The 17319-nt window shown below is 68.0% G+C and carries 14 protein-coding genes; 9 read left to right on the forward strand and 5 right to left on the reverse strand.

Annotation, left to right across the window (positions count from 1 at the left end):
* Nucleotides 1-8: 8 nt before the first annotated feature.
* From aztA to ACJJV6_RS02920, 6 genes are all read left to right on the forward strand, one after another.
* A complete protein-coding gene (aztA, locus tag ACJJV6_RS02895; protein ID WP_407709911.1) occupies nucleotides 9-656 on the forward strand; it encodes a zinc ABC transporter ATP-binding protein AztA in 648 nt (215 codons plus the stop codon).
* A 506-nt stretch (nucleotides 657-1162) separates the two neighbouring features.
* Nucleotides 1163-3712, forward strand: a complete 2550-nt coding sequence (locus ACJJV6_RS02900) for an Ig-like domain-containing protein (protein ID WP_407709912.1) — start codon at nucleotides 1163-1165, stop codon at nucleotides 3710-3712.
* Nucleotides 3713-3838: 126 nt separating this feature from the next.
* A complete protein-coding gene (locus tag ACJJV6_RS02905) occupies nucleotides 3839-4861 on the forward strand; it encodes an extracellular solute-binding protein (protein WP_009358948.1) in 1023 nt (340 codons plus the stop codon).
* Nucleotides 4858-6549 carry an ABC transporter permease gene (locus ACJJV6_RS02910; RefSeq protein WP_407709913.1) on the forward strand — a complete coding sequence of 564 codons (1692 nt, stop codon included), beginning with the start codon at nucleotides 4858-4860 and terminating at the stop codon, nucleotides 6547-6549. The genes ACJJV6_RS02905 and ACJJV6_RS02910 overlap by 4 nt, the downstream gene beginning before the upstream one ends.
* Entirely contained in the window at nucleotides 6546-7712 is a 1167-nt protein-coding gene (locus tag ACJJV6_RS02915; protein ID WP_407709914.1) for an ABC transporter ATP-binding protein, read from the forward strand. Before ACJJV6_RS02910 ends, ACJJV6_RS02915 begins: the two co-directional genes overlap by 4 nt.
* Before the next feature lie 41 nt (nucleotides 7713-7753).
* A complete protein-coding gene (locus ACJJV6_RS02920; RefSeq protein WP_407709915.1) occupies nucleotides 7754-10312 on the forward strand; it encodes an AMP-binding protein in 2559 nt (852 codons plus the stop codon).
* Between the two features lie 39 nt (nucleotides 10313-10351).
* Here the strand turns inward: ACJJV6_RS02920 and ACJJV6_RS02925 are convergent, their stop codons facing one another.
* Nucleotides 10352-10711: a VOC family protein gene (locus tag ACJJV6_RS02925; protein ID WP_407709916.1), complete on the reverse strand. Its 360-nt coding sequence runs from the start codon at nucleotides 10709-10711 to the stop codon at nucleotides 10352-10354.
* Nucleotides 10712-10964: 253 nt separating this feature from the next.
* Nucleotides 10965-12386 (reverse strand): MFS transporter, encoded by a 1422-nt coding sequence (locus ACJJV6_RS02930; protein WP_407710458.1) that lies wholly within the window; start codon nucleotides 12384-12386, stop codon nucleotides 10965-10967.
* 312 nt (nucleotides 12387-12698) lie between these two features.
* Here ACJJV6_RS02930 and ACJJV6_RS02935 point away from each other — a divergent pair, with 312 nt between their 5' ends.
* The 3 genes from ACJJV6_RS02935 to ACJJV6_RS02945 all read left to right on the forward strand — a co-directional run bounded on the left by ACJJV6_RS02935 (nucleotide 12699) and on the right by ACJJV6_RS02945 (nucleotide 14741).
* On the forward strand, nucleotides 12699-13088 hold the full coding sequence (locus tag ACJJV6_RS02935; RefSeq protein ID WP_407709917.1) for an Hpt domain-containing protein: 390 nt from the start codon (nucleotides 12699-12701) through the stop codon (nucleotides 13086-13088).
* A gap of 42 nt (nucleotides 13089-13130) precedes the next feature.
* A complete protein-coding gene (locus ACJJV6_RS02940; RefSeq protein ID WP_407709918.1) occupies nucleotides 13131-13895 on the forward strand; it encodes an SDR family oxidoreductase in 765 nt (254 codons plus the stop codon).
* A gap of 96 nt (nucleotides 13896-13991) precedes the next feature.
* On the forward strand, nucleotides 13992-14741 hold the full coding sequence (locus ACJJV6_RS02945) for an ANTAR domain-containing protein (protein ID WP_407709919.1): 750 nt from the start codon (nucleotides 13992-13994) through the stop codon (nucleotides 14739-14741).
* A gap of 15 nt (nucleotides 14742-14756) precedes the next feature.
* Here the strand turns inward: ACJJV6_RS02945 and ACJJV6_RS02950 are convergent, their stop codons facing one another.
* The 3 genes from ACJJV6_RS02950 to ACJJV6_RS02960 form a co-directional block, all read right to left on the reverse strand.
* Complete coding sequence (locus tag ACJJV6_RS02950) at nucleotides 14757-14894, reverse strand: hypothetical protein (protein ID WP_009356366.1); 138 nt, start codon at nucleotides 14892-14894, stop codon at nucleotides 14757-14759.
* A gap of 103 nt (nucleotides 14895-14997) precedes the next feature.
* Nucleotides 14998-16338, reverse strand: a complete 1341-nt coding sequence (locus tag ACJJV6_RS02955; protein WP_009356367.1) for a right-handed parallel beta-helix repeat-containing protein — start codon at nucleotides 16336-16338, stop codon at nucleotides 14998-15000.
* A 26-nt stretch (nucleotides 16339-16364) separates the two neighbouring features.
* Complete coding sequence (locus tag ACJJV6_RS02960; RefSeq protein WP_354175812.1) at nucleotides 16365-17303, reverse strand: carbohydrate kinase; 939 nt, start codon at nucleotides 17301-17303, stop codon at nucleotides 16365-16367.
* Nucleotides 17304-17319 lie beyond the last annotated feature (16 nt).

The raw sequence follows: 17319 nt of genomic DNA on the forward strand, positions 1-17319 counted from the left end.
GCGGCGCCGTGCAGACGCTGACGCTCAGCGGGGTGGGGTTCGCATACCCCGACAGGCAGGTGCTGGAGGACGTGTCGCTGGCCCTCGCGCCGGGGACCCACACGGTTCTGACCGGCCGGAACGGGTCCGGGAAGTCCACCCTGCTGGCCCTGGCGGCGGGGGTCCTCAAGCCTGCGCGGGGGACGGTGCAGGCCACCGCCCGTCCGGCCTTCGTCATCCAACACACCCGGACGCCGGAGACCATGCCGTGCACCGTCCGCCAGGCCGTGGAGATGGGGCGGTGGCCGCACCGGGGCGGACTGCTCCCCCTGCGGCGGACGGACCGGCTGAAGGTTTCCGGGGCCATGGAACGGATGGGGATCGCGGACCTGGCAGGCCGGCAATTGCAGGAGCTCTCCGGCGGGCAGCGGCAGCGGACCCTCATTGCACAGGGGCTGGCGCAGGAGTCCGGCATCCTGATCCTGGATGAGCCGACCGCCGGCCTGGACAGCAGGGCGCACGGGCTGATCCGCGCGGCCGTGCAGGATGAGCTGCGGCGCGGGGTGACCGTGCTGGAATCGAGCCATGACGCCGGGGACATCAGCCGGGCGGACCGGGTGGTGATGCTCGACGGCGGCCGGGTCACCGCAGCCTCGCAGGCGGACCAACGGCATTAACGAAAGCATCCGCCGGCGCCCCGGGGGAGGCACCGGCGGACGTTTCGAGACCTCGGGATGCTTTCCCGTTGACTGTCCCCCCAGCCCGGCTGGCCGGGCAGTGCCGCATCCTGCTGCACGGCGTGAAAATACTGTCGCCCCCGCTCCTCAAGAAACGGTCAAGGTGGGCGCAAGGTTTTGCGAGTCTTCTGAACCGCCCGCCCGTGTTTTACCTGTTCAGGGCGGTTTAGGGGCATCGATTAGGGGGAGCCCGGGATTGTTTCGGCCGCCTTGTGCAATGACACTGTACGAATTGGAAATCGGCGGTGTCAGTAGTAGGCCCGGGAGCAAAATTGATGGACTTTCAATTTTTTCGTCAGAACATGCGCGGCAGTGGCTCCAGGACTCCCTGGCGACAGGTGAGGCCGGGAGCCCATCGTTTGGCTGGTCATCGCCGGCGCCGGGTACCGGATCTGCGGTTCAACGCATTGCTGGCAGCGCTCCTGGTTGTCTTGGGCAGCGTCCTGTTGGCACCCCTGCCGGCGACCGCTGAACCGGGGGATGTGGGGGTTGAAGGCCCCTCCCATGCGGGAACAGGAACGCCCACCGGTACCAAACGGGCCAGCAGTTCCTTGTGGTTCAACGACGGCACCTGGTGGGGGAACCTGTGGAACACTGCCACGTCGGACTTCGAGATCTTCCGGTTCAACCCGGCGACGAACTCGTGGGCCAGTACCGGAGTGATGACAGAAACGCGGGCAAATACGCACCATGACGTGCTGTGGGACGGGACAACCCTGTACGTGGCCAGCTACCGGTTCGTCAACGACGGGCTGCCGGCCGAGCCGGGCTTTCCCACGAACATGCGCCGTTACAGCTACGACCCGGGCGCAGATAAGTACACGCTGCTGGGCTCCACCCAAATCAACAACTCCAAAGTTGAACTCCTGACCATCGACAAGGATTCGACCGGACGGGTATGGGCCACCTGGCAGGAGGGAAACCGGATCTACCTCAACGTCACGGGCACAGACGGCGCCACATGGGGGACCCCCTTCGCGCACCCGGCGGCGCTAAGCAACGTCTCCGTGGACGACACGTCAGCCCTGATCGCGTTCGACGGAAACAAGATGGGCCTCATGTGGAGCCGCCAGGTGGGGGACGCCACCGACGGCGTCTACTGGAGCTACCACGTGGATGGAGCGGCAAATTCAGCCTGGACGGATCCGGTCGCAGCCGTTTCCGGGCTGCGCAGCGGTGACGACCACATCTACCTGAAATGGCTGGATGCCTCCGCGGGCGGAAAAGTGTTTGCAGCCATCAAGACGTCCAACACGTCCGCGTCTCAGCCGTTGATCCAGCTGCTGTCGTTGACCGGCACGACGTGGAGCGCGCACACCATAGCGACGGTATCCGAATGTCCCAACCGGGTGATCGTGCTGATCGATGAATACGCACAGAAGATCCGCACCTTCGCCACCTACCCGAAGCCCGCCGGCACCCTGAACGCCGGGGTGTGCTCCACGACGGGCGGCGCGATCTACGAGAAGTCCACGCCGCTGGACACCATCAGCTTCACTACTGAGAAGACGGCCCGCATCGTGGATGCAGACCAGTATGTGCACAACGTGACGTCAACCAAGCAGAACGTCAACAGTGCGGCCTGGGGCACGGCCAACAGCGGCCTGCTGGTGCTCGCCGATGGCAATGCCACAAGCCAGTACTGGCACTACTATGACCCCACCGGGGGCGGCGGCGGCACCACCGACACCGCCCCCCCGACCGTGACGGCGACGGCTCCCGTTGCCGGTGCCACCGGAGTGGCGGTGACGGCGAACGTGACGGGGACGTTCTCGGAAGCCATGGACACGGCGACGATTACGTCGGGCACGTTCACCTTGGCCGCGGGCACGACGCCGGTGCCTGCCACCGTGACGTACAACAGCACGGCCAGGTCCGCGACCTTGGACCCGGGTGCGGATCTGGCGGCGGGAACGGTGTATACGGCGACGATCAAGGGTGGCACCAGCGGGGTGAAGGACGCCGCCGGCAACGCGCTGGCAGCTGACAGGACGTGGACCTTCACCACGGCAGCAGCCCAGCCCGTGCAGTCCCCCATCGCAGCCAAGGCGGAGTCACTGAACGGCGCCCTCGGAGCAGCCACCACGCCAGAGGTGTACGGCCTCAAGGACAACGGCGGGTACCAGTGTTTTGAACGCGGCTGCATCATGTACTCGCCGGCATCAGGGGCCCATGTCACCCTGGGCGCGATCCGCGCGAAGTGGGCGTCCACAGGATTCGAAAACGGCCCGCTCGGCTACCCGGTCACCGACGAAATCGGCGGCCTCAAGGACGGTGGAGTCTTCCAGAACTACCAGGGCGGTGCGATCATCTTCTCGCCGGCAACCGGTGCCAACATCACCATGGGGCCAATCCGTGAGAAGTGGGCGTCCACAGGGTACGAGAACGGTGCGCTGGGCTACCCGGTCAGCGACGTCGTGGGCGGCCTCAGGGACGGCGGGGCCTTCCAGAACTACCAGCGCGGCGCCATCATCTACTCGCCGGCAACAGGGGCCCACATCTCCATCGGGGCGATCCGCGAGAAGTGGGCGTCCACAGGGTACGAAAACGGCAGGCTCGGCTACCCCCTCACCGACGAAATTGGCGGTCTCAAGGACGGCGGGGTCTTCCAGAACTACGAACGGGGCGCCATCATCTACTCGCCGGCAACCGGTGCCCACATCTCCATCGGGGCAATCCGCGACCGGTGGGCGGCCACGGGCTTCGAAAACGGCAGGCTCGGCTACCCGGTCACCGACGATATTGGTGGGCTCAAGAACGGCGGGGTCTTCCAGAACTACCAGGGCGGCGCCATCATCTGGTCTGCTGCGACTGGGGCCCAGATCTCCGTAGGGGCCATCCGCACCATCTGGGCGTCCACAGGGTACGAGTCAGGCCGCCTCGGTTACCCCACAAGCGGCGAGTACGCCACAGGCAATGACGGAAGCGTTGCCCAGGACTACCAGGGAGGCGTCATTCACGTCGGCCCGAACGGTTACTACATCACCTGGCGGTAACCCGCCGGGGGCACGGAGGGGTCCCGCAAGTTAATAATTTCAAGGTGGCACGCCGAATTAAGATAGCCTTACCTTGCTAAATTATCTTGCGGGAAACCCGCCCCCCTGAAAGTAGAGCTCCCCTCCGTGCCCATTCGACGCCTGATCGCAGCCACCGCAAGCCTTGCCGCCGTCGCGGCCGCCCTGACGGGCTGCGGCATCATCGGAGGGCAGCCGGCCGATCTCCAAATTTACTCCGCCCGCCACTACGACCTTGAGGGCGCGTTCGGTGAGTTTACCGACGAGACCGGCATTTCCGTGGAGTTCATCACCGGCGACGACGCAGAGCTCCTGGAACGCCTCAAGGCCGAGGGCGAGGACAGCCCGGCGGACGTATTCATGACCGTGGACGCGGGCAACCTGTGGAACGCCGCCCGCCAGGACGAACTCGCCGCCGTCGACTCCGCCGCGCTCAATGAGGCCGTCCCCGAGGACCTGCGCGATCCGCAGGGCCGGTGGTTCGGCCTGGCCATGCGCGCCCGCACCGTCACGTACAACCCCGGCAACGTGGATCCCGCCGAGTTTGACGCCGTGGACACCTACGCCGGACTGGCCGACCCCAAGTGGAAGGGACGGCTGTGCATGCGCGACGCCACCTCTTCCTACACCCAGTCGCTGGTGGCCAGCCTGATCGACCTGCACGGCCGCGAAAAGGCCTTGGAGATCGCCAAGGGCTGGGTGGCCAACGAGGTGCAGATCATGAGCAACGATGTCCTGCTGCTGGAAGCCATCGACGCCGGCACCTGCGACGTGGGCATCAACAACCACTACTACCTGGCCCGCACGCTGGAGGAGAAGCCCGACTTCAAGGTGGACCTCTACTGGGCCAGCCAGCAGGGCGCAGGCACCCACGTGAACATCTCCGGCGCCGGACTCGTCGCCGGCTCCGACAACGCCGGGGACGCGCAGCGTCTCATCGAATGGCTCGCCACCAAGGGACAGAACGCGTTCGTGGATGCCAACCACGAGTTCCCGGTCAACCCGGCGGCCAAGCCCGAACCGGTCATTGCAGGATTCGGCGAGTTCAAACGGATGCCGCTGAATGCCGAAGCCTATGGCGACCTCAACGCCGAGGCCGTGGACCTGCTCGCCGAGGCCGGATACAAATGACCGAAACGGCGGTCCTCGCGCAGGCGGGGACGCCGAAGCGCCGTCCCGGCCGGACGGCCGGTGCCGGGCGCCCGGCGTGGTCCGCCCTGGTTGCCGTTGTGGCCGCCGTCGTGGCCACGCCCGTCCTGGCGGTGGTCTTCGACGGCCTGGGCAGCCTGGGCAGCACAGCGCCCCCGCGCGGGCTTGCCGGCATGGTGGCCACCACCCTGCTCCTGATGGGCGGCGTGGCTGCGGGATCGCTGCTGGTGGGTGGCGGCCTGGCTTGGCTGGTGACCGCCTACCGTTTCCCGCTGCGGAATGTCTTTGTCTCGTTGCTGGTCCTGCCGCTGGCCGTTCCCGCCTACATCCTGGGCTTCGTGTTCCTCTCCGTCTTCGACGTATCCGGACCGGTGCAGTCGGCCCTGCGCGGTTTCCTGGGCGCGGACATCTGGGTGCCTGAAGTCCGCTCCCTTCCGGGCGCGGTGCTGGTGATGTCCCTGTCCCTCTACCCCTACGTCTACCTGCTGGCCCGCACGGCGCTCCTCGAGCACTCCCCCGGCACCTATGACGCGGCCCGCACCCTCGGCGCCGGACAGGGCCGGACCCTGCGCAAGGTCCTGCTCCCGCTGGCCCGGCCATCGCTGGCCGCCGGCATGTCCCTGGTGATGATGGAGACGCTGACGGACTTCGCCACAGTGCAGTACTTCAACGTCCAGACCGTCTCCGTGGGCGTCTACCTGGTCTGGAAGGGCACCTTCAACTTCCATGCCGCCACGCAGCTGGCGGTCCTGGTCCTGCTGTTCGCCGTCGCGGTCCTGGCGGCCGAGCGGGCGCTGCGCGGCCGGGCGCGCTACCACCGGCAGGGTGGCCGCGGGCAGGGCCTGCAGCCCAGGCGGCTCCAGGGCGGACGCGGCTGGGCAGCCACTGCCGTCTGCACGGTGGCAGTCAGCACCGGTTTCCTGATCCCCGTCATCCAGCTCCTGGCCTGGGCCGTGGGCGGAGCGGCCAAAAACCCGGGCTTCCTGGCCGATCCCCGTTTCGGCGAATACATCATCAACACGCTCCTGGTAGCCGCGGTCACAGCCGCAGCCTGCGTTCTCCTGGCCATGACCGTGGGACACGGGGTGCGCCTGAACGGCGGACGCTTCGCCTCCGCCGCGGCACAGGTAACCACGTTCGGCTACGCCGTCCCCGGCGCCGTGGTGGGCATCGGCGTCCTCATCTCGTTCGCCGCGCTGGACACGGCCCTGGAGCGCGCCGGGGTTCCCGGCGGCACCGGCCTGCTCGTCACCGGCTCGGTCCTCGGAATCCTCTACGCCTACGTGATCCGTTTCCTCGCCCCCGCCTACCAGGCCGTGGACGCCAGCTTCACGAAGATCCCGGCAACCATCACCGCCTCCGCGCTCAGCCTCGGCGCCGGCCCCCGCCGCATCCTGGCGCGCGTGCACTTCCCGCTGGCCCGGTCAGGAATCGCCGTGGCCCTGATGCTGGTGGCGATCGACGCCGTCAAAGAACTTCCCATCGTGCTGCTCCTGCGTCCCTTCGGCTTCACCACGGCCTCCGTCTGGGTCTATGAGCTGGCGCGGGAAAACTTCTGGGAGAAGGCCTCGCTGCCCGCTCTGGTCATTGTCGCGGCCGCCGTCCTCCCCGTCCTCGTCCTTGTCAGGCAGGCCCGCCGGGCTGAGACCGACCGAAAGGCCCGTCCATGACCATCCGTGCGAGTATCAGGGCGCACCGGGCACCGCGTCCGGAGCACGACGGCGGTGCTCCCGCCGCCCTGGTGTTTGAAGGCGTCACCAAGCACTACGGCTCGGCTGTGGGCGTGGAGTCCCTGGACCTGGCAATCCCGGCCGGCGAACTGGTGACCCTGATCGGCCCGTCCGGCTGCGGCAAGTCCACCACGCTCCGCCTCGCCGCCGGACTCGAGCGCCCCAACGCGGGCATCATCCGGGTTGCCGGTGACGTGGTGGCGGACCGGCGCCGGTTTGTCTACCCGGAGCAGCGCCGGGTGGGCCTAGTGTTCCAGGACTACGCCCTGTTCCCGCACATGACGGTGGCCGGGAACGTCGAGTTCGGCCTGGACCGGCTGGGCCGTGGCGAGCGCCGGGCCCGGACGGGTGAAGTACTGGACCTGGTCCGCCTCTCCCACCTGGCGGACCGCTACCCGCATGAACTTTCCGGCGGCGAGCAGCAGCGTGTGGCGCTGGCCCGCGCCCTGGCCCCGCGGCCCGCCGTCGTACTCCTCGACGAGCCCTTCTCCAGCCTGGACGAATCCCTCCGCGCGCAGGTGCGGCGGGACACCGTGGCAACGCTGAAGGAGGCCGGCACCACCGGCGTCCTGGTGACCCACGACCAGACCGAGGCCCTGTCCGTGGGGACCCGGGTGGTGGTCATGCGCAGCGGCGTCATCGAGCAGGCGGACACGCCGGAGAAAGTCTTCGAGCAGCCGGCAACCCGCTTCGTCGCCTCGTTCATGGGCGACGCCGACTTCCTCCCGGCCCACGTGCACCGGGCCCTGCTGACCTGCGAGATCGGCGTCGTATCGACCGTCCCCGGCTGGGCGGACAGCGATGTCGACGTTAATGTGGTGCTGCGGCCGCACGAGGTGGCGCTGCTCCCCGACCCGGCGTCCTCCGCCAGGGTGTCCGCCGTCGAATACCACGGCGCGTTCGTGCTGCACTACGTCACGCTGGCGTCCGGGCGGACCCTGCGGTCCTGGCAGCCGCACAGCGTCCGCCATCCGGTGGGCACGGCGGTCGCCGTCTCAGTGGCGCCGGGTACCACGCCCACGCTGCTGCTCGGTGACAAAGCCATCACCTCCCCGCCTCCCGGCAGTTCCCTCAAGCAGCGCTCCTCCGAGCCTGCAGCTTAGTTAGGCCCCTCCATGTCCCTTCACCCCAGCCGGGCTGCGCGATGACCACGCAGCCCGAACTCGCCCGGGTCGCGTTCACCGACCTCGCCCGGCACGGCGACCGCCCGGCGGTCCTCACCGCTGACGGCACCGTCACGTACCGCGAGCTCGCAGCCTTGGTGGACCGGACTGCCGCCAGGCTGGGAACCGAACGCCGGCTGGTGGTGCTGGCAGCCGGCAACAGCCTGGACTCACTGGTGGGTTACCTTGCCGCGCTCTCCGGCGGACATCCGCTCCTGCTCGCCCCGGCGGACAAACCCGAAGCCCTGGCCTCCCTGGTGAGCGCCTACGACCCCGATGCCCTGCTGTGGCCGGGCGGCGGTGACGGCACCCCCATGCTGCAGGAGCGGCGGCCAGGCACCCGGCATGACCTGCACCCGGACCTGGCGCTGCTGCTCAGCACCTCGGGGTCGACGGGCTCGCCGAAACTCGTCCGGCTCTCGCACACCAACCTTTCGGCGAACGCTGAGGCGATCGCCGAGTACCTGCACATCGGCCCGGACGACCGTGCCGCCACCACGCTCCCCCTGCACTACTGCTACGGCCTGTCCGTGGTCAACAGCCACCTGGTCCGCGGGGCCGGGCTGGTCCTCACCGACCTTTCCGTGGTGGATCCCTGTTTCTGGGACCTCTTCCGGGACCAGGGCGCCACCTCCTTCGCGGCGGTCCCCTACACCTTCGACCTGCTGGAGCGGGTGGGGTTCGCGGACAAGGACCTGCCGCGGCTGCGGTACGTCACCCAGGCCGGCGGCCGGCTGGCGCCCGAGAAGGTCCGGTCCTGGGCCGAGACCGGGCAGCGCCGCGGCTGGGACCTGTTCGTCATGTACGGGGCCACCGAGGCCACCGCCCGGATGGCGTACCTGCCACCGGACCTGGCGGCAGACCACGCAGAGACCATCGGCGTCCCGGTGCCGGGCGGCACGTTCCGGATCGACCCCGTGGAGGACCTGGCGGACGGGGAACTGGTGTACACCGGCCCCAACGTCATGCTCGGCTACGCCGAGTCCCCTGCGGACCTGGCTTTGGGCAGGGAAATCTCCGAGCTGCGGACCGGCGACCTGGCCCGCCAGCAGGAGAACGGCCTCTACCAGGTGGTGGGCCGGCGCAGCCGGTTCGTGAAGATCGTGGGCCTGCGCGTGGACCTGGGGCAGGTGGAGCGGATCCTCGCCGGCATGGGCATCACCGCGGCCGCGGCCGGCACCGATGACCTGCTCGTCGCCGCCGTCGAAGGCGGGCACGACGGCGGCATGCTCGCCAAAGTCCTGGCTGGCAGCCTGGGGCTGCCGCGCGCCGCCGTCGTGGTCCACGCCGTGGAGCAGCTCCCGCGCCTGGCAACCGGCAAGATCGACTACCCGGCGGTCCGCTCCCTGGCCGCCCCGGAGGTTACCCCTGTCCCGGACAGCGACTCCGGCGCCGCGGCTGTTCCCGGGACTGCGCCCGAGGGCCAGGCTGGCATCCGGCAGATTTTCATGGACGCCCTGGAGTGCGACAGCGTGGCGGATGACGACACGTTCGTCTCCCTCGACGGCGATTCGCTCTCCTACGTGGCGGTCTCCGTCCGGCTGGAAGGCGTGCTGGGGAAGCTGCCCTCCGACTGGCACCTGCTGCCCGTCAAGGAGCTGGAACGCCGGCGCCCGGCCCGGAAGAAGCGCTTCGTCTCGTTCCTGGAGACCTCCCTGGTGGTGCGCGCGGCGGCGATCGTGTGCGTGGTGGCCACGCATGTGGAGCTGTTCACCTTCCAGACCGCGCACCTGCTGTTCGCTGTGGCAGGGTACAACTTCGCCCGGTTCCAGCTGGCCGAGGAGCGCGTTCCGCGGCTGCGGCGCCAGTTCCGCGGGCTGGCCCGGATCGTGGTACCGTCCGTGCTGTTCATCGCCGTGGCGTACCTGCTGACGGACCACTACACCGTGGCGAACATCTTCCTGCTCAACGCCATAGTGGGCCCGGAGCAGGTGACCACCCAGTGGCACTTCTGGTTCGTGGAACTGCTGGTGTACATCCTGCTGGCGGTGGGAGCTCTCATGGCCATCCCCTGGGTGGACCGGTGGGAGCGCCGGGCGCCGTTCCTCTTCGCCCTGGGCCTGGTGGGCGTTGCGCTGCTGAGCCGGTACGACCTGGTGGATCCCGGCCTGCCCAAGCCCCCGCCCGTGTTCTGGATCTTCGCGCTGGGCTGGGCCCTGGCACGCGCCCGCACCAACCTCCACCGGCTGACGGTTTCCCTGATCACCGTGCTCACCCTGCCCGGGTTCTTCAACAGCACGGTGCGGGAGGTCACCGTTGCCGCCGGGATCCTGCTGCTCGCATGGGTTCCGGCGCTGCCGGTGCCGGCCCTGCTCCGCCGGGTGACCGGGTGGCTGGCCGCGGCGTCGCTCTACATCTACCTCACCCACTGGCTGGTCTACCCCGTGCTGCTTCCGGTCAGCCAGGTGCTGGCGGTGGCTGGCTCCCTGGTATTCGGGGTGGGCTACTGGGCGCTGTGCCGGTGGGTACCCGGGGCCTGGACCGCGGTGAAGACCCGGCGGAATCGGGCCAGACCAGCCCTCGCCCGGACCGGCCCCTGACGCCAGCTCACATCTTGCGGGTTCCGCGCCATCCCGCTCTCACTTTGCCGGCGGTTCGTGCAGGCCAAAGGCCGACCCCTGATCGTCCCTGCACAGCTTGAACCTGCCGTACTCGGCGACGGTGCTCTCGCTCTCGCCCAGGTCCGTCTCGTCCACGGAGCCGCCAAGGTCCCGCACCCGTGCCAGCGCCTCATCCAGGTTGTCCACCCTGAAGAACAGGTAGGGCGAGGCGCCCCGGTCACCGCCATGGATGCCCCCTGGGATTCCGGCCGTTCCGATGGAGAAGCCGGCGCCGGACGGTCCCGGGCTCAGGGTCCAGCCAAAGAGTTCACCGTAGAAGCGCTTCCCCCGTTCGGCGTCCTCCACGCCGAGTTCAAAAAATACAGGTTCACCGGACATGCTGCCTCCTCTGTTGACGTGCTGGAGCAAGAACCCTAGTCCTTTTCCTGGTGGCCGGACAGCGCTGGGGAGACTTTCCGGGCGGACGCGGGGCACATCGACACGGACACGCCGGATTTAGAGTTGCCGAACACCGCGGCAGGCCGCCAATCTGCCCCACGACGGAGCATCAAGGGACTACGACGGCGGAGAACCAAGGGAGTACGACGGCGGCCGGGGCCCTGCGTCGTAACCTCGCCGGAAAGATGGAGCCTCAGCCCTCGGCGGGTTCGCTGGACGCCTTCGCCTCCGCGGCTGCCTCTGCATACTCGGCCGAGACCCGCCGGTAGACGGGGGTGAGGAACGCCAGCACCGCCGCGATGACCATGATGATCCCGGCCACCAGGAACACCAGGGCGATGCCGCGGGACGTGCCCTCGCCCAGCAGCGGCGCCAGCTGGGCGGCGCCTTCCGTGGACCGGGCATACGGGATGATCCAGAACTGGGCGATCGGCGCGATCAGGAACGACGTGATGGGCGCGGCCGCCGACTCAAACGCCATGGCAAAGCCGAACACCCGCCCCTGTTTGGGCAGCGGCACCACCTGCTGGATGACCGTCTGCTCGGCGGCCTCCACCACGGGCACCAGGGTCAGGTACAGCCAGATGCCCACAACGTAGAGCCAGGCCCACTCGCGCAGGGTGAACACCGCGCCGAGGAACCCCATCGCCACGACGGCGAACAGCAGGGTCCGCAGCGGGTTGGCGCCGAGCCCGAACTTCCCGATCAGGGCCCCGCCGATCAGGAACCCGCTGGAACCCACCGCCAGGAAGATGCCCCACAGCTCCACCGGGAACATCTCCAGGCCGTACGGGTCCATCAGGGCCATGTACACGCCGCCGATGAAGTTGTTGAACGTGGAGAACAGGATCAGCGCGAACAGCCCGCCGATGGCCAGGACGGCGGCGAGCGCACCCCGAAGGTCGAAGCCGCCCTGGGCATCCGTGGCAGCCGCCCGCACTTCTTCGGGCATGTGCAGGGTGAGCAGGTGCGCGAAAGCGAGCGCCGTGAGGACGATGGCGACGGCGATGGTCCAGCCCATGCCCAGCAGCCCCACCGACAGCCCGGAGAGCACCGAGGTGACCAGGAACATCAGTCCCTGCACCATGCCCACCAGCCCGTTCGCGTTGGCCCGCCGGTCCGGTTCGATGAGGATGGTGACAGTTGTGGACAGGGCGATGTTCCGCAGGTTCTCCACCACGGCGCCCACCAGGATGATCATGGTGAAGAGCCAGAACCACGGCTGTGTCAGGTCCAGCAGCTGCGCTTCGGGTGTCAGCAGGAACATCACGCCGGACAGCATGAACATCAGCAGTGTGAAGACGGCGGCGAAGCGCATCACGGCCAGCTTGCGGTACCGGTCCACGAACGTGCCGAAGCTGATGCTGGAGAGCGCGATCAGCAGCATGTAGGCGCCGCCCACCACACCGGTAGCGATCACGTTGCGGGTCTCCAGGTACACCCAGAACGTCAGGGCGAACCAGAGGTAGCTGGTGGTGATGTTGGCGACCCCGGTGTTGACCAGGATCCCCATGAAGGTGCGGGACCGCTGCTTCGGAGTCCGCACGGAGGTGTCGACGGCGCCGGGATCGGCGTGGCGTGCCGCCTCGCCTTCCTCGTCCACCGCCTGTGCCATGGCCGGGTCGTTCGAAAAGCTTGCCCCGCCGCCGGGAGTAACTGCAGCACGGCCCCCGGCCGGCTCCTGCTCAGTCATGCGTTCCAGTGTAATGAGAAGCGTCCGGCGGCACACGGGTGAAAGCCCCCTCATTAATCCGGGCACGCCGTCCAAGAGGTGGAGCCCCAGGCCCGGCGGAAAACTCGAGTACCCACTACTCGTGTCCTGCGTACCGCGGGCCCGTAGCGTCCTTCCTAGGCCTGGGGGCAGTCAGCGGTTCTTCTTCGTGACGGGGAGGAGGGCCACTCGCTCCTGGCGAAGGGACAACTGCCAATGCAGGACGAAAACCTCCCCCGGCCCCTCCTTGATCCGTCCGTGCTCGAACGGCTGCGCGCCGAACTGGACGACGACGAGAGCATCTGGCGGGTCTTCGTGGAGAACTACATCAAGGAACTGCCCGTCAGGACCGAGCGCCTGCGCCTGACGCTAACCACCGGTGACCTTCGGGGAGCGGTGGATGCAGTACTCAGCCTGAAGACGTCCAGCCAGATGGTGGGCGCCGAACGCCTGGCCGGCCTGGCGCTGAACCTGGAAGGGGAGCTGCGGGAGGACTCCTCCCGGGCCGATCCCGGTGTTGAACTCCCCCACCTGGCGGCAGCCCATCTGCGCCGGATCATGCAGTGCAGCAAACAGACCCGGTATGCCCTCCGTGCGCAGTTGTGACATGGACGGCAGGAGGCACCCGGCGGGCATAGGATTTTTCCTATGAGGATTGCCGTTGCAGGGGGAACCGGTACCGTTGGGCGCCACGTGGTGGAGCTTGCCAGGGAGCGAGGCCATGACGTGGCCAGCCTGAGCCGCGCGGAGGGCGTGGACCTGGTCAGCGGCCGGGGGCTGGATGACGCCCTTCGGGGCGTGGACACGGTGATCGACGTCTCCGGGATCAACAGCACGGCCACCAAGAAGGCCGTGGACTTTTTCACCAACGCCACACAGAACCTGCTGGCCGCGGAAAAGCGGGCCGGCGTGAAGCACCACGTAGTGCTCTCGATCGTGGGCATCGACAAGGCCACCTCCGGCCTGTACGCGGGCAAGCTGGTCCAGGAGGACACCGTCCGGCACGGCGGCGTGCCGTGGACCCTGCTGAGGTCCACCCAGTTCCACGAGTTCGTGCCGCTCGTGGTGAAGACGGCGTCCGCCGGTCCTGTGGTTCTGGTGCCCAAGATGTTCACCCAGCCGGTGGCCGCCCGCGAGGTGGCCGAGGCCCTTGTGGCGGCGGCGGAGGCCGGGCCGCAGGGACGCATCACGGACCTGGGCGGCCCGCGGCTGGAGGAGCTCGACGGACTGGTCCGCGCTTACCTGGACAGGACGGGACAACGCAAGAAGGTGGTGGAGGTCCCGTTCCCCGGCCCAATGGGAAAGGCCATGCGCAGCGGTGCGCTGATCCCGGCGCCGGGTGCCGCCGTCGGACGCCAGACCTTCCTGGAATGGCTGGAAGCAAGTAGCGGCAAGTACCGGCAGGAAAAGTAGAGTACCCACTACTCGTGCCCCCTCCCGGGGCATCCCCCTAGATTCGACTAAAGCCTGCTGCGGCGGGCATGACCTGACGTCGATGGGGGAAGAAGAATGGCCGTACAGCCGGTATCCGGAGGCAAGCGGACGGGACACGCCGGCCTGCTGTTGGACCTGGTGACCGGCGCCGAGACGGACCTTGACTCAGTACAGCGGCTGGTCGAGTCCGCGGCGGCGGCGCTCAGCGGTCCGGCCGGCATGGCATGCGGGGCCACCCTGCACCGGGCGGGGACGCCGCCGGTGACGGCCGGGAGCACGGCCCCGGCGGAGTGCCTGGCAGCCTCCGAGGAGCGGTACGGTGACGGGCCCATGATGCAGGCCGACGCCGGGCCGGTGCAGGTGGCGGCGGACGGTTCCTCCCAGCGGTGGGACGCATACCGACGGCGGCTGGTTGCTTCCGGCTACGGCGCGGCACTGGCGGTGCCGCTTGATGTGGGGACGCGCATTTCCTGCACCCTGGTGTTCCTGGGGCCGGAGGGTTTCGACTTCACGCCGGAGCTGGTCAGCGAGGCCACCTGGTTTGCCGGGGTGGCCTCGCAGAGCATGCAGCTGGCACTGGAAGTACGCAGCATCCGGTCCGCCGGGGACAACCTGAAAACGGTACTGGAAAGTCGCACCTCCATCGACGTGGCGTGCGGGGTTGTCATGGCGCAGACGCGCTGCTCCTACACGGAGGCGTTCAGCAAGCTCGCAGGAGTGTCCCGGCAGCGGAACCTGAAGGTCCGGACCGTCGCCGAGAACATCCTCAAAGCCCTGGCCGGCGGCACCCCGGCAGCTCGGTTCGAGCCCCCGGCGCTGGCCTAGGGATACTGCCCAGGGCTAGCGGGTCAGCACGAAAATGGCGATGGCCAGGCCGACCACCAAAACAGCGTTCACCACGACGTAGGGTTGGACGCCGCGCTTGGCCTCTGTGGCCATCCTGCGGCGCCCGTGCTTGCGATTGATTACTTCAGCCATGCCCCGAATCTATGCAAGCCCCCGGCGCCGGCACCCGCGTAATCCCTACTCGTTTTACTAAACCCCACTACGTGCTTCCCGCGCCCTGCAGGGTTTTCCTCTGCTACATACCGATCGTCGGGGTGGCCCGAAAGGCGTTCACGGCCTTGTCCAGGACAACCTGGGTGTCGCTTCCGGAATCAAGGACCGTGTTCCGGGCTGATGCGGAGTCGACCATGACGGTGGTGACGGCGAGGCCTTCCGTGGCCTCGGTGGTGAGCAGGGCGTCAACCTGGGCCGCGAAGCAGGAATCGCTCGACTTGGCGGAGACGTCCAATGCCACTACATGGTTGTTGGAGACAAAGTTGCCCGCCCCCGCAGCCAGCCGGATGATGACAGGCGTGCCGCCCGCCGGCCGGATGCTCTCCGAGTCGATGACCTCTGAGAAGTGGTTGCCCACCACGGAGTTGTTGCTGCCGCTGATGCTGAGGAGCCCGGTCAGGTCGTCCAGCCCGTTGTCCACTCCCAGGAAGGGCGTCCAGGGCTCATGGTCGCGGAGGAAGTGGTTGGTGGCCACCAGGTTTTCGGAGCTGTTGTCCTCGAGGAGCACCATCCCCGGGTAGAACGAATGCAGCCGGTTGTTGGTGACGCTGGACCGGGTGACGCCTTTGAAGTGGACGCTGCTCGCGCCCCGGGGGAAGACGTTGTTCGCGGTGACCAGGAGCCCGCCGTGGTTCTCGGCGTAGATCGAGTGGCCCTTGAAGCCGGCGCCCACCAGGTTGTCGGTGATCTTGGAGGCCTGTCCCCAGCCCCGCAGTTCGATGCAGCTTCCGCACTCGGCAATGAAGTTGTCGTGGATGGACAGCGCGTCCGCGTGATAGATGGTGAGGGCGTGCTCCAGGTAGACGAATCCCATGCCGGTGACGCGGAACGAGTCGTTGGCAGTCGCGGCGTAGATGCCGGTCTTGCCGTTGACGTACGTGTTTTCCGCCCGCAGTCCGGAGCCGTCCGGAACGAAGTGCAGCCCGTCGATGCAGAAGTTGGAGAACTCCACGGAACTGATCCGCGGGCTTCCGTTCCGCTCGACATAGAAGGCGGCGCCCTTGGCTTCCTCCCCGTCCCCGGCAGCGGGAAGGTCCACGATGACCCGGCTTCCGCCCGGCCACAGCTCGTGCAGGTCCGGCCATTCGTCTTCGGGCACGTTGAAGCGGATGCTCGACGACGTGAAGCCGTGCCCGGAGCCCTCGATCCGGAGGAAGCTGACGTCGATCAGTACCTGGGTGCGAAGGTGGTAATCCCCCGGCGGAAGGTAGATCACCGCGCCGGGCTTGCCGCCGTCGTTCACATCTGTGGCAGCCTGCCGTTCCTTGATGTCGGCGATGATGCTGTTGATCACTTCGCCCACGTCCTTGGCCGGATTGCCGACCGGCCACATGGTCACGTCGTAATAGTTGTTGCTTGGCATGGGCTCTTCCCTTTGTGTCCTGGTTCTCATGGTGCCACTGTTTGCTGCTCCGGGAGCTCGGCCTGCAGCTCCTCCGCCGTCGGCGGGTTGGCGCCGGGCCGGCTGACCGTGATGGCCGCTGCCCGGGAGGCCATCCGGCCCAGCGACTCCAGCACGGAGGGCGCCAAGCCGTCGGCCCCGCGCATGAGGAGTCCGTAGACCAGGGCGGACATGTAGGAGTCGCCGGCGCCGATGGTGTCCGCCACTTCGGCCGTGACCGGGGGGACCTCCACCTGCGCGCCCGCCGTGGTGAGCAACGATCCTTCCGCTCCCCTGGTGACGGCGACGAGCCCGGCCCCGAGGTCCAGGATGCGCTGTGAGATGTCCGCCAGGGACAGCTTCGGGTACAGCCACAGGGCATCCTCGTCGCTGAGTTTGACCACCTCGGTGAAGGGGACGAGTTCCTCGAAGATGGTCTTCGCCTCGAAGTGGCTGCCGAGCAGGGCAGGGCGGATGTTGGGGTCGTAGGTGACCATGCACCGCCGGTGCGACTGCTCCAGAAGCTCCCTTACCGCAGCTGCCCCCGGCGCCAGGAAAGTGGCGATGGAGCCGGTGTGCAGGACTTTGGGCAGCGTGGCCGGGGCGATCCGCGGCAGATCCCAGCGGATGTCGAAGTCATAGTGCGCGGACCCGTCGGACGCCAGGGTCGCCGTCGCCGTGGCGGTCCGGCCAGGCCCTTTGGAACCGGGCAGGAGTTCGACGCCGGCGCTGCGCAGGTGCTGCTCGATGGCCGCGCCGCGCGGGTCGTCGCCGATCGAGGTCAGCAACGCGGTGGCCGCGCCCAGCCGCCCGAGCCCGTAGGCCACGTTGGCCGGTGACCCGCCGGGGTGCTCCACAGTGCCCGCGGACGTGACAACGATGTCCACGAGGGCTTCACCGACTACTACGACGTCAGGGCCCGGCTGGGGGTCATCGTTCGTGTGCATTTTTCGGGACCTTTCT

It is taken from the genome of Arthrobacter nitrophenolicus, assembly GCF_045833485.1.
Lineage (GTDB): Bacteria > Actinomycetota > Actinomycetes > Actinomycetales > Micrococcaceae > Arthrobacter > Arthrobacter nitrophenolicus.